Source organism: Chryseobacterium arachidis (genome assembly GCF_900129245.1).
Classification (GTDB): Bacteria; Bacteroidota; Bacteroidia; order Flavobacteriales; family Weeksellaceae; genus Chryseobacterium; species Chryseobacterium arachidis.
The window spans coordinates 155463-170247 of sequence record NZ_FQUT01000010.1 but is presented as its reverse complement, the minus strand read 5'-3'; the positions used below and the strand labels follow the sequence as shown (position 1 = coordinate 170247).

5 protein-coding genes and 1 pseudogene are annotated in these 14785 nt (G+C 32.8%); all 6 read left to right on the top strand.

Annotated features, from left to right (window positions below; all coding sequences use genetic code 11):
• Window position 1 precedes the first annotated feature (1 nt).
• The 6 genes and pseudogenes from BUA89_RS16660 (at window position 2) to BUA89_RS16640 (ending at window position 14768) form a co-directional block, all read left to right on the top strand.
• The gene (locus BUA89_RS16660) at window positions 2-5896 is read left to right on the top strand and encodes an alpha-2-macroglobulin family protein (protein WP_072960823.1); all 5895 of its coding nucleotides are present in this window, start codon (window positions 2-4) and stop codon (window positions 5894-5896) included.
• 14 nt (window positions 5897-5910) lie between these two features.
• The gene (locus BUA89_RS16655; protein ID WP_072960820.1) at window positions 5911-11847 is read left to right on the top strand and encodes an alpha-2-macroglobulin family protein; all 5937 of its coding nucleotides are present in this window, start codon (window positions 5911-5913) and stop codon (window positions 11845-11847) included.
• Between the two features lie 190 nt (window positions 11848-12037).
• A complete protein-coding gene (gene eco, locus BUA89_RS16650; RefSeq protein WP_072960817.1) occupies window positions 12038-12523 on the top strand; it encodes a serine protease inhibitor ecotin in 486 nt (161 codons plus the stop codon).
• A gap of 214 nt (window positions 12524-12737) precedes the next feature.
• A pseudogene (locus BUA89_RS23515) lies at window positions 12738-12815 on the top strand (SWIM zinc finger family protein); the annotation flags it as partial.
• Between the two features lie 3 nt (window positions 12816-12818).
• Window positions 12819-14243 (top strand): hypothetical protein, encoded by a 1425-nt coding sequence (locus BUA89_RS16645; RefSeq protein ID WP_072960813.1) that lies wholly within the window; start codon window positions 12819-12821, stop codon window positions 14241-14243.
• Between the two features lie 69 nt (window positions 14244-14312).
• Window positions 14313-14768, top strand: a complete 456-nt coding sequence (locus BUA89_RS16640; RefSeq protein ID WP_072960810.1) for a DUF1569 domain-containing protein — start codon at window positions 14313-14315, stop codon at window positions 14766-14768.
• The last annotated feature ends 17 nt before the right edge of the window (window positions 14769-14785 follow it).

Genomic DNA, 14785 nt, shown 5'->3' with positions numbered 1-14785 from the left:
TATGAAAAACATCTGCAAATGTGTTTTGTTATTTTTATTTTTTTCTTATGGTCTTTTTTATGCTCAGAACTATTACGAGGATCAATGGAAAAAAATTGCAGAAGGATACAGCAATGGAGATTTCAAATCCAGTTTACCAATTATTTTGGATATTCAAAACACTGCTATCAGAGAAAAAAATGCGTCACAGCTTATCCGTTCTCTGAAAGCAGAATTTGCGATCTATAAAGAAACCAAAGATGATCCTAAAAATGACTATGCATCTGCTTTTTTTACAAAAATTCAAGACACCGAAAAAAAACTGAGTAATGATGAGCTTTTGCTTTTTAAAGTATTGGAGATTGAATTTTTTGAAAATTATTTTGATACTAAAAGATGGGAAATTTTAAAAAGGACAAATCTTAGTGACACAAAAGTCTCAAGAATAGAATCATGGACAAAGCTTGATTTTAAAAACTTTTATACTCAAAGATTCGAAGAACTTTCGTCAATTGATTCAAGATTAAAGAAAATCGGTCTTGAAAAGTATAAGGATATATTTAAAACAGAAAGTGATTTTGAGTTTTTTCCTACTTTGTATGATTGGAAGGTAAAGAAAAACATTGATTTTTTGAAAAACAGTAACATTTTTACCGAAAATGAATTAAAAGCTAATAAATCCGTTATTTCAAATCTATATCAAGATCTAATTAATTCTAATGATAATAATCCGAAATTATATTTTCAGCATCAGAAACTGATCTTTGAAAACTCCGGAACTGATAGAGAAGACTTTGTGAATAAGCAGATTTCTTTACTCAATTCATCTGTGAAAGGAGATTATAAAATATTGATCTCCAGAAATGTAGTGGATTTTTTTAATGGAAAATCAAAGTTTATAGAATCGGTACAATTAATTGATAAGATGAAATCGGAATATCCGGATTCTAAATTTTTAAGCAATATTATTTATCAGGAAAATATAATAAAAGCACCAACTGTACAATTAACTTATGATGTTCATAATCTGCCTGAAAAGCCCATCCATATTATTGCTAAACACAAGAATGCGGATAATTTTACAGTTAAGATTTATCAGGTGAATGATTTTAAGAAAAGCCTTCAATATTTAGAAAATCTTTATTATAAAGATTATTACGACAAAATAGAGAAAACACTCGTTCGTACAGACATTTTTTCTCTGCCCAACAAAAAGGATTACAAAACATATTCGACTTCTTTGGCAATGAATCCGCTTCCAAAAGGACTTTATATTGTGGAGTATATCAATGGTGAAGATATTTCTAAATTTTTGTTTATTGTGACTTCTTCAAGAGTTATTTATGATCAAAATAAGAATTATATTCTTGTTTCAAGGGAAAACGGAGAAATAAAGCCTAATACGAAATTGCTGCAATATGATTTCAAGGACTATCTGAATACGAGTGAAACCGAGATTCTCATTAAAACGGACAATTTTGCGAAATTTGCCCCCAAAAATAATTATTATAGCCAAATGGAGCTGCTTTATGAGCCAGGCTCTAATGATTTTAATCTTTTAAACAATTACTACGACTGGGATGGAAATTATAGAAACGAGTATCCTCTCAGTCAGATTTTTTTAGACAGACAAATTTACAGACCAGGGCAAACGGTTCACTTCAAAGTCATTTCTACATATCCAGATTATGAAAAAAAACGGGATGGGTTAGTAGTAGACAATGAGCAGGATATCACGTTGTATGATGCCAACAGGCAGGTTGTTGCTACCCAAAAACTAAAAACAAATTCATTCGGATCTTATAACGGAACTTTTGTGCTTCCAAAAGATAAGATGAACGGACAGTTCAGCCTAAGTGTTTCAGGAACATATAACAACAGGAATTTTAGTGGTAATAAATATTTTTCTGTAGAAGAATATAAACGTCCAAAATTTGAAATTCTTTTTGACACCATTAAAAATGACTACAAATATGGCGAAACAATAGAACTGAAAGGAAAAGTTCTTACTTTTTCAGGAATTCCTCTGAGTAATGCAGTTGTAAATTATGATATTAAAAGAGAAAATATTCGTCAGCGGTATTTTTGGTGGTATCAGGATGTTTATAATAATTATAATCCGATTTTAGGAAAAGTTGAAACCAATGATAAAGGTGAATTTACTATTAAAATTGATCTTAAAAAAGACGAAACCAAAGAAGGAATTCAAATTGACGGTTATACAATAAAAGCCACTGTTACAGATATTAATGGAGAAACACAATCAGCCACAATAGATGTAAATGTAGCTTCTGTATCTCATTATTTAGAGGCTGAACAGATTAAAGAAACTGCCGCTGAGAATGATGTAAAAGTAAAAGTATCAACATTCAATTACAACGGGATTGCTTTAGATAAAAGTTATAAAGTAAAATTAATTCAGCTTAAACAGCCTGAAAGAGTATTGAGAAATAATTTTCAGAATAATGTTCAGGATCTTCCCAAGTTTTCAAAAGAAGAATTTTTAAGCAAATTTCCTCATGACCGATATGATAAATTCGAAGATCAGAAATATTGGGAAACTTTAAAAACCGTTATTAATGATCGTACAGAAAAAGGGAAAGAATTAAATCTCGGAAAATTAGAAGCGGGAACGTACAGATTACTCATTTATAATATTGAAGGTAAAGATTCTATCAAAGCAGAACAGGATTTCAGTGTTTGGAGTAAAAAAAGTTTAGGCAAAAATCAATATCCGTTTTTGAAAGTTGTTGTCCCTAGAAATGAAGTACAAAGAGGTTCTTCGGTAACGGTTTATGCCTATTCTGCAATTCCCGATGCTACAGCAAATATTTATCTGCAAGATGGAAACGGAAATCCGAAGTTTGAGAAGAAAAAGTTTGTCAACGGAATTGCTACCTTCACCTTCCCGGTTTCTCAAAATAAAGATGTTGTAAAGTATAATGTTCAGTTTGTAGTGGCGCATTATAATGATGTTCAGAACCAATATGTAGATATCTATGTAAAAAAAGATGAAGATCCTCTGAAAATAGAATTAACGACTTTTCGAGATAAGTTGGAACCGAATTCCAAAGAAAAATGGAGTGTAAAAATCACGGGTAAAAATAAAGAAAAAGTGATTGCTGAGGTTTTGGCGAATATGTATGATAAATCTTTGGATAAATTTGCTGTAAATACTTATAAATGGTCAAAAATTTACTATCCGCCAAACGTTTTGAAAGATTTTAATATTGATAATTTCATCGTAACAGAATATTGGGCTAAACCGGTCAAATATCTTGCAACGAAAGGTATTAATCTGCCGACATTTAATTGGTTTGATGAAAATGTTTTGTACGATTTGCTGACGAAATATGGCTTAACAACAGATACGGATGGTGATGGTGTAGATGATAGAAATGATGCATGTCCTACGGTTCCCGGAACTCCAGAATATAACGGATGTCCTAAAGCTAAAAAAATGGTCGCAGCAGAAGTTGAAAGCAGCTATAAAGGGCCTAGGAATCGTTTTGCAAAATATCCGGATACAGACGGCGATGGAGTTCTGGATAAAGATGATATTAAAAAGCCAAGTGATAAGAAAGAAAATCTGGATGAGGTAAAAGCCCGTCAGAATTTAAATGAAACTGCATTTTTCTATCCTGACCTAAAAACAGATGCTAACGGAAATGTAAGCTTTGAATTTACGACCCCGGAAGCTTTGACAAAGTGGAAATTAATGTTCCTTGCACATACAAAAGATGTGAGAACAGCAACTTTGGAACAGGAAATTATTACGCAGAAAAAACTTTCTGTAACTCCTAATTATCCAAGATTTTTGCGTGAAGGAGATGAATTGGATTTTCAGGCTAAAATTTCAAATCTTACTTCAAAAGCTCTTAAAGGTTCGGCATCTTTACAAATTTTAAATACTGAAAATAATGAAGATATTACTTCTCTTTTCGGAATTACATCTTCGGTTAAAGATTTTGAAGTAAAACAAACAGGAAATTCTGTTCTGAGCTGGAAAATAAAAACGCCTTATCATAAAGTCAATTCAATTATTATAAAAGTGATTGCCAAATCAGGAAAATATTCTGATGGTGAACAGATTCCGGTTGCAGTTTTATCCAATACAATGCTTTTAACGGATACCGTTCCGGTTTTTGTGAAAGAAGGGCAGACGAAAACATTTAAAATAGATAATTTAACACATGATGTTTCGTCAACTGCGATTAATTTCAGCAATACATTGGAACTGAAAACCAATCCTATTTGGGAAATTCTTTTCGCACTTCCTGACCTGAGTGATAATCTTAATATCAGTTCGGATTCTCGTTTCAATACCTGGTTTGCAGACATTGTCGGAACTGAGATTTTTAAAGCAAACCCAAGAATGAAAGCCGTTTTTGATGAATACAAATCTGCGGATCTTCTAAAAAGTAATTTAGAGAAAAATCAGGAACTTAAACAGGTCCTTTTGGAAGAAACACCTTGGGTTTTACAGTCGCAATCTGAAGGGGAAACAATGAATAAAGTAGCAAGACTTTTTGATGTAAATGCAATGAAAAATTCAATCAATTCGGATTGGGATATTTTGTTGCATTATCAGAATGGTGATGGCGGTTTTCCCTGGCTTCCGGGGTATAAAAGCAATTATTCCGTTTCATTATATATTCTTAAAAATTTAGGAAAAATGAACGAATGGCTGAAAGGCGGAATGTCGGAATATCAGTTGACGGGACAGAAAGCAATGGTTTCCAGATTGATTAATTATATCGATACAGAATTGGAAATTTATTGGAAAGAAGAGGAAGATAATCCTTGGAGCAATTTTGCTTTGGATTATTTGGACACAAGACGTTATTGGGAAAAAGAATATCCTCTGGACAAAAAAGGAGCAAGATTGAAGCAAATTATTATCGATCGTGCAAATAAGTTTAAAGTAACAGATCTTACCTTCTATGGAATTCACAGAGCGGCACTTATTTTGGATAGTTATAGTTTAAAAGTTCCGTCACAGAAATTAATTAATTATTTAAAAGAAACATCTGTATCATCAGAAACTCAAGGGGCATATTGGAAGAAAAATCTGAACGATTGGGGATGGTACGAATCCAAAGCCGTAAATCATGCGGGAGCCATTGAAGCTCTAAACAAAATAACTCCGAATGATGTTAATTTTATTGAAGAAACAAAGGTTTGGCTGGCAACGCAAAAAGAAACCAATTCTTGGGGAAATTCCAGAACAACAGCCGAAATTATTTACATTTTGATGAACTCAGGGAAATCATGGACAACGCCGGAAGCAGATAAAGTCACTGTAATTTGGAGTGGAAAAGAAATTTCTACACAAACAAAAACTACAGGATATCTGAAGCAGGTTATAAAATCTGACAAAATTGATACAAATTTAGGTGAAGTTACCGTTACAAAACCGGGTCCTGGAATTGTACAGGGAGGATTATTTTGGCAATATTATGATGATCTGAGCAAAGTAAAATCTACAGAAACTTATATTGCCATAACCAGAGAATTTTATAAAAAAATAAAAACGGACAACGGTGAAGAATTAGTGAAAATTACAGAAAACAGCCCGTTAAATGTTGGGGATATGGTGACTGTAAGAATGATTCTTGATACAGACCGCCCAATGCAATATGTTCATCTGAAAGACATGAGAGCAGCAGGATTGGAGCCTGTAGACGTGCTTTCAGGATATCAATGGAAGAATAATTTGGGATATTATCAGACAACAAAAGATGCGTCTACCAACTTCTACATTTCTTATATGCCGAAAGGAAAGTATGTATTTGAATACGATTTGGTATGCAATGCTTCGGGGAACTTCTCAAGCGGATTTGCAACACTGCAGAATTATTATGCTCCTCAGATGAATGCCAGAACAAAAGGTGATACAATAGAAATAAAAAAATAAACACATTTAATATAATGAAATATATCAAGTTTTTAGTCATAATTTTTTGCATAAGCATTTGCGGAAAATTATATGCTCAAAAATACTACGACGAGCAATGGAAAAAAATAGCTTCAAATTCACAAAAAGGGACTTATAAATCTAATCTTCCTATAATTTTAGAGATACAGAAACAGGCGATGAAAGAAAATAATATGGTACAGCTGATTATCGCTTTGAAAGGCGAATTTAGTATTCTGGATACAACAAGTGATGACGACCAGAACAATTCTGCTTCAAAATTTTTCGGTAAACTACAAAATGCGGAAAAAGATTTGAAAGGTGATGAAAAAATAATGTTTAAAGTCTTATTAACTACTTTTTTTATTGATTACTACAATCAGAATTCGTGGAAAATTGATGGCAGAACAAATACAAATTCTCAGGATGTTTCACAAATTGAAACATGGAGCAAGCTTGATTTTAAAAATTATCTGAATAAAAACTTTCAGGAGCTCGATCAGCAAAAAGCTGATATGAAAAAAATAACGTTGAGTAAATACAAGGATATTTTTTCTAATACAAAAGATATTGCTTATTTCCCGACTTTACTGGATTGGTATTTACTGAGAAAAGTTAATTTTTTGTCAGATAATGGACTTTTCACTCAGAATGAGCTTGCAGAAAACCGTATTAAGACTAATGCAATCTTTGATGAGTTGATTGCTCAAAACAACGGGAATTCCAGATTGTATTTTATGAATGAAAAATTGCAGGAAAATTGCAATTTTAATCATTGTAAAGATAAATTGGAACAATTGCAGAATTTGGTGAAATCTAATGTTGAAGGAGATTATAAGGTTCTGATTATGGAGCAGATCATGAACGAATTGATTTCTAAAAAGAGAGAAAAAGAGGCTCTTACCATCGCAGATCAGGCCAAAAAGCAATATCCGAATTCTCCTTTTCTTGAAAATATTAAAAGTAAAGAGAACGGAATCATTAATCCGAGTCTGAACATAAAATATGAGCAGCAGACTCAAAGTAATCTTCCGATTCATTTTGTGGCGGAGTATAGAAATGTTTCTGCATTTTCCATCAATATTTATGAAGTCAAAGAAGATCTTGCATCGTTTATGCAGTATGCAAGAAATCCTTACTCGAATATGTTTGACAAGGTAAAAAAAAATCTGGTAAGAAAAGAAGCCTATCAATTGAATGATCCTAAAGATTATCAGACTCATAAAACTTCTTTAGAAATCAAGCCGCTTCCGTCGGGAATTTATCTCGCAGAATATTCTGTAGTAGGAATAAATGCAAAAGATGCGGATGCCGAAAAAGATTTTTATTTTTTAGTAGCTGATAATAAAATAATTTATCAGTCGAAAACGGATAGGAACCAGCTGTTAAATGAGTTAAAATTAGTGAATAATGAGAATGGAAAACCATTACTTCATGAAAATCTTACTTTTTACGAATACACTTCCGGTAAATTATTAAATAAAGTTGAAGGAAAAACAGATGAAAAAGGCGTTTTCAAGCTACCAACAACGGAAAGTAAGGAATACTACAGATCTTTCTTAATTAAACAGTCAAAAACAAACGATTTCCAGATCATGAATGTGTATGGAAATACTATTTCTGATAATTATAACGCTAATAAAGAAGATCAGTCAAAAGCTCAAATTTTTACAGACAGAGCGATCTACAGACCGGGGCAAACGGTTTATTTTAAAGTAATTAATACAAAATTAGCTAAAGAAACCGAATCTGTTATTTCAGGATTAAAGCAAAAAATAACCTTGCTGGATACCAATGGCCAGGAAGTTTCTTCTCAGGATTTTACAACCAATGAATTTGGTTCTTACCACGGAAGTTTTATCCTGCCAAAAGGAAAGCTGAACGGATCATTTTCTTTAAGAACAGACGGCAATCAAGGGTATAGAAATATCACAGTTGAGGAATATAAACGCCCGAAATTCGAGGTTACTTTCGATCCTGTAAAAGAAGAATACAAATACGGACAAACCATCGAGCTGAAAGGTAAAGCGATGATGTTTTCGGGAGTAGCTTTAAGCAATACAACAGTAAGTTATGAAATTAAAAAACACAACATCCGATGGAAATATTTTTGGTGGTATTCTCCTGAAAATGATAATGAAAACTCGATTTTAGGAGAAGCGAAGACGAATGAAAAAGGTGAATTTACCATTAAGCTTGATCTTAAAAAAGATGAAAAATTAGATGGAATTCAGGTTGATAATTATGAAATAAATGCTTCGGTTACGGATATTAACGGCGAAACACAGACCGGCAATACAGAATTAAAAGTAGCTTCGGTTTCCCATTATATCAAAGCCGATGAAATTAAAAATGTTTTTGCCGACGAAAATGTAAAACTAAAAGTTGAAACAAAAAATTACAACGAGCAAATTCTTAAGAAATCTTATCAGGTAAAATTGTCAAAAATTGAATCTTCCGACAGAATTTTCCGAAGCAATTTTGAAACAGCGATTCAGTATCTACCAAAGTTTTCAAAAGCAGAATTCATCAGTAAATTTCCTCATGATTATTTTGATAAAGATGATTTAGAGAGATCGAAAGCTAAAAAAGTTCTTTCCGACAAAACTCAACAATCTTCCACTGAATTGGATCTGGGAAAACTTGAGGCAGGAGATTATGAACTGGAATTATACAATATTGAAGGAAAAGATACGATCAAAACTTTACAGAATTTCAGTGTCTGGAATAAAAATTCTTTGAAACCGGATCAAAAACCATTCTTAACCGTTATTGAACCTAAAAATGAATGTTCGAGGGGCGAAAAAGCAAAAATTTATGTGTATTCTGCAATTCCGGATGCTTTGGTGAATGTATTTATCCAAAACGGATCGGGAAAAACAATTTCTGAAGTTCATCCGTTGAAAAACGGAGTTTTGGAATATACTGCAGAAATCCCTAAAGATAAAAGTGTGACAACTTTAAATTTGCAATTCCAGATTGTAGCATTTAACGATGTTCAGACAAGTTCTGTCAATATAAAAATAAAAGATACAGATCAGCCGCTGAGAATAGAAACGGTAACTTTCAGAGATAAATTAGAACCGAATTCGAAGGAAAAATGGTCAGTAAAAGTGTTAGGAAATGATAAGGAAAAGATCAGTGCGGAAGTTTTGGCGAATATGTACGATATGTCTTTGGATCAGTTCGCAGTCAATAAATTTAATTGGGAAAAACTTTATGTTCCATATGTTTCAATAACATCGTACGATTTCAGCCAAAATCTTCTTACCGCTTATTATCAGAAAAGATTGAAATATTTTAATGGAAAATATGTAGAAGTTCCACAATTTGATTGGTTTGATAATGAACTAACACCTTACCAAGAATATTTGGAGAATAAAATTCAGATTATTAATAATGCAGTACCAGCCCCAATGGCCGCAGCAAAAAATGAGGGGTCTCCAAGAATGAGGTTAGAATCTGTAAGAGTGAATGATGCAGCCATTGATATTTTGAATTCAGGAAGACAACTCACACAGCAGGAAAAGAAAGAATATACCGATGTTGTTTATGAAGGAACGAACGGGGACGGTGTTTTAGATAAAGATGATGAACCTTTCGAAAAAATAGCAGTCCGTCAAAACCTAAACGAAACCGCCTTTTTCTATCCCGATTTAAAAACCGATTCCGAAGGAAATGTAAGCTTCGAATTTACCTCTCCGGAAGCATTGACGAAATGGAAATTGATGTTCCTCGCTCACACAAAAGATGCAAGAGCGGCAACTTTGGAAAAAGAAGTAGTAACTCAGAAAGAATTTTCAGTTACGCCAAATTATCCTAGATTTTTAAGAGAAGGTGACGAACTGAATTTACAGTCAAAACTATCCAATTTAACCAGCAAAAAACTGAATGGTTCTGCTCAATTGCAAATTCTTGATGCATTGACGAATGAAGATATTTCAGAGAAATTTGGATTAAGCACATTAACTGCAGTTTCAGGTTATAATAAAGAACAAGCTTTTTCATTAGACGAAAACGGAAATTCAGCGTTGACCTGGAAAATAAAGGTTCCCGATAATGTTTCGTCTATCATCTTAAAAGTCATTGCAAAAGCCGGACAATATTCTGATGGTGAACAAAAAGCTGTTGCGGTTCTTCCGAACAGAATGCTCGTAACCGATGCGGTTCCTGTTTTTGTGAAAGAAGGAGAAACTAAAACTTTTGAATTGGAAAATCTTAAAAATGCCAATTCTACGACGATTTCGAATGTTTCTAATACTCTAGAATTAACGACGAATCCGATTTGGGAAATTATGTTTGCGCTTCCAAGCCTGAAAAACGACCAGAATAATTCTGCAGATGTGATCTTCAATAAATGGTTTGCCGATGTTTTAGCTTCTGAAATTTTTAAGGCTAATCCAAAAATGAAAACTGTTTTTGAAGAATATCAAAATAAAGGATTATTAAATTCAAATCTTGAAAAAAATCAGGAATTGAAACAGTTGCTTTTAGATGAAACGCCGTGGATTTTAGAAAGTAAAAACGAAGGTGAACAGATGCAGAAATTAGCCTTGTTATTTGATGCCAATACGATGAAAAATTCGCTCAGTCAGGATTGGGATGATTTGAAGAAACTCCAGAATCCGGATGGTGGTTTTTCATGGTATCAAGGGTATCCGAGTTCGTATTCAACGTCATTGTACATTCTGAAAAATTTAGGAAAAATCAATTCCTGGCTGAAAGATAATGTGAAAGAGTATCAAAATTCAGAACAGAAAGAATTGGTAAAAAAACTGATCGGATATGTTGACAGTGAAATCGACAAATATTACGATGTTAAAAAAGAAAATATCTGGACAAACTGGTCATTAGATTATCTGGATACAAGAAATTACTGGGAAAAAGAATATCCGTTAAAAGGAAAAGGAGCTTCTTTAAAATCTTTGGTTAAACAGAAATCAAAAACAGCAAAATTAACTGACTTTACTTTCTTCGGATTGCATCGTGCTGCTTTATTGATGAGCGATTATGGTTTAAAAGAGGTATCGGATAAATTATTGAATTATTTAAAAGAAACTTCTGTAGATTCAAAAACACAGGGCGTTTATTGGAAACAGAACCTTGATGACTGGGGATGGTTCAGCTCGAAAGTGGTCAATCAGGCGGGAGCTTTAGAAGCATTTAACAAGTTGAAACCAAACGATCAGAAATTCATTGAAGACATGAAAATCTGGCTGATCACCCAAAAAGAAGTGAACTCGTGGGGAAGCTCAAGAGGAACTTCGGAAGTTATTTTCACGATTTTAAATTCAGGAAAATCCTGGACGAGTGCGGAAAGTGATAAAGTAACTATTATTTGGGGCGGAAAAGAATTGCAGCCACAAACACAGGCAACGGGTTATGTGAAATCGACGGTTAAAACTGATGTTTTAGATAAAAATTTAGCAACTGTTACCGTAACAAAACCGGGGGCAGGAATTGTTCAGGGAGGCTTGTTCTGGCAATATTATGAAGATTTGGATAAAATTAAATCTTCAGAAAATTATATTTCGGTCACTAAAGAACTGTACAAAAAGATCAAAACGGTCAATGGTGAAGAATTGCAGAAAATTACTCCTGAAACTCCATTAAAAGTGGGTGATAAAGTAACGGTAAGAATGATTCTGAACACCGACCGTCCGATGGAGTTTATTCATATCAAAGACATGAGAGCGGCTGGTTTTGAACCGATGGATGTGCTTTCGGGTTATCAGTGGAAAAATAATTTAGGCTATTATCAATCGACAAAAGATGCGTCTACCAACTTCTATATTCAATACATGCCGAAAGGTAAATATGTGTTTGAATATGATTATGTTGCCAATGCATCCGGGAAATTCTCCAACGGAATTACGACGATCCAGAATTATTACGCTCCGCAAATGAATGTGCATACGAAAGGAACGAATGTAATGATTTCAGAACAATGAATTTATTAATAAACAAAAACTGCAGTAAGAAATTATTGCAGTTTTTTTGTGAGATCAGCGTAGGAATTCGCTATATTTTAAGTGAATTTTAAATTTAAAGGCGTAAAAAATAAATTTAAAAATTAAACAATTGTTTAGTTTGGAACGATTTTTGGCTTTAAGGGATTTGTAAAATTAAAATACAAAAATTATGAAATTTTCGAAAACAATTATTGCGGGGGTAATCATGTTAGCAGGGGTAAATGCTTTCGCTCAAAAGAAGGCTGAAAAGTTTGAAAAATTACAGATTGAAATGTTCCCGAAAGCAAAAGAAGGATTTAAACAAGTATATATTCAGCTTCCGATTGCTAAAAATGAAAATGATCTTAAAGTAGAATTCTTTGTTGGAGCAGAAAAAATGCTGGATTGCAATAAACATTTTTTAATCGGAAAAATAAATACTCAGGATCTTCAGGGATGGGGCTACAATTATTATGAAATAGAATCAAAAGGTGAAACAGGAGGAACATTAATGGCTTGCCCGGATCAGAAACTGACTCAGAAATTTGTTTATCTTCAACCGGAAACGGTGAGATACAACAGCAAATTACCACTGGTTTTCTATGTTCCGAAAGATATGGAAGTCCGTTACAGAGTCCTTCGTCCGGATGCCATGAAGAAGGCTGTTCAAAGATAATTTTATTATAACTAAAGCCGTTTTACTTTTGTAGAACGGTTTTTTTATCTTTGGAAAAAAAGAATTAATGTATACATTATTGGATTTAGAAAACCAATTTTCAAAACAGAAAATCAATAAAGCGAAAAAATTATCTTTAAGGTAATGGGAAGAAGAAAAAAAGAATTTTTATGTCTGCTTTGTTGATGAGGAAAATGAATCCTATGACGTTCAAATCACTCTGAATCCTAAATCCGAAATTACAGAATGCTCATGTGATTGCGGAAGCAAAGATTTTTGTCTCCATCTTCTTGCAATGGCTTTGTTTACGGCAGAGAATACGCAAGAAAATAAAAAATCAAAAAAAACAGTAAAAAAGAAAATCTCCGAAACCGAAGTGGTGATGGACAATCTCAGCTCGGAAGATTTGAAAAATTGGCTGTTAACTTTTTTTAAAAAGAATAAAGAAGCGGAAGCCCTTTTCATGTTAGAATTTGGTGAAAAAAAGAAAAATTTCACAAATGCTGAAATTACTGAAATCATCAATAATACTACTCATTCCGTAGTGGGAAAAAAAAGAAATCTTACAGCGCAGGATGTAAAAAAGATTATAGATCTTCTTACCAAAGCTTTGGAACCGGTAGAGCAGTACCTTTTTCAGAATACTGATAAGCAAGAAAGTATTATGAAGTTTTTGTTTCTCAATGAAGAAATAACAAACTATCAGATGAAGACTTTTTTCTCAAGTACAAGGTTTGATACTTTTCTTCAAAAATTCAGGGAAAGATTTGTTGCTCATCTTAATTCTATTAAAGATTTTGAACAATGGAAAGAAATTGCAACATACAACTGGAACATCTTTCTAAAAGGGGAAGAATCAATACCGTTTCAATTTTATTATTTTATCAAAGAACTTTATCATTCAGGTGATAAAATTAAAAAAAGGTATATCTCAGAATTAATCAGAAAGCAAATTCTGTTCTGGATGAAAAATGATTTTGAACTTAGAACATCTTTTAAAGAAGATTTGCTGGAAATAATTGCTGAAAATGATTTTTTTGAAGAGCTGCAAAAATATTTTCCGATAGAACGTTATGAAAATAACTATAATCTCAAAGTAATCGGAGAGATTTTAAAATTAGATGAAAATGAGGCAGAAAAAGTATGTAAGGCAATTATTAAAACAAATACGAACGATAAATATAATCTTCCTTATTATAACGTGCTTGAAAAAATATACAAGGAAAGAAGCAGTATCGCAGATCTGGCTTATATTAAAAGAATGAAGTTTTGGGAAAACCCATCTATTGAAAACTATATTTTTATTGTAGAAAATGATGTTGATGATGAAGGTGTTAAAAAATTAAGAACCAGAATTTTGTCTACCTTAAGAGGAAGTTTTTATAGTGATCCGGAAAATACAGAACTTTATTTCGCAATTCTTGATTACGAAAAGAACTATAAAAAAATGCTGGAAGTCATCAATGATAGCATCCCCACCTCCGTTATAAATCGATATGCTGAAAAGATGTTTTCAACAAATAAACGAAGCTTTTTAACTGCGGTAAAAACAAAAACGAAGTGGCATGGTTCTGAAGAAGATGAAAATATTCTTGCAGATTTTTTAATTTCAAAATATGAAATCCCTCAGTTGGAAGAAATGTTGCCTAAAACCTTTTTTAGTTTTGGTGCTGACCGTTTTTCCAAAACGATTATGGATAAAATTAAAAATAAAAGATAACTATTGGTTCTCAAATTTATTATATAAAAGAAAAACTGATATATTTGTTTTTTAACATTTAAATAAGCTATGGAAAACGTATTTGATACAAAAGATGCTCAGAATTACATTGATAGAATTAATAAGCTTACTTCCGAGACACAAGGTCTGTGGGGTAAAATGACGGTTGATCAGATGCTGGCGCACTGTAATGTATCTTATGAAATGGTTTATGAACCGGAGAAGCACAAAAAACCGGGGACAATTGCAAAATTTATATTAAAGTCATTTGTAAAGCCTAAAGTGGTGGGTGATAAAGCTTATACACAAAATGGGCCGACTGCACCTCAGTTCATTATCGCAGACAGAAAAAACTTTGAAGAGGAAAAAAAGAGACTGATCGGGTTTATCCAAAAAACACAGCAATTGGGAGCTTCTGCCTTCGATGGAAAAGAATCTTTTTCTTTCGGGAAATTAAAATCTCAGGAATGGAATAATATGTTTGCAAAACACTTAAACCATCATCTGGCACAATTCGGAGTTTAATATTTTAAAACTGCAAA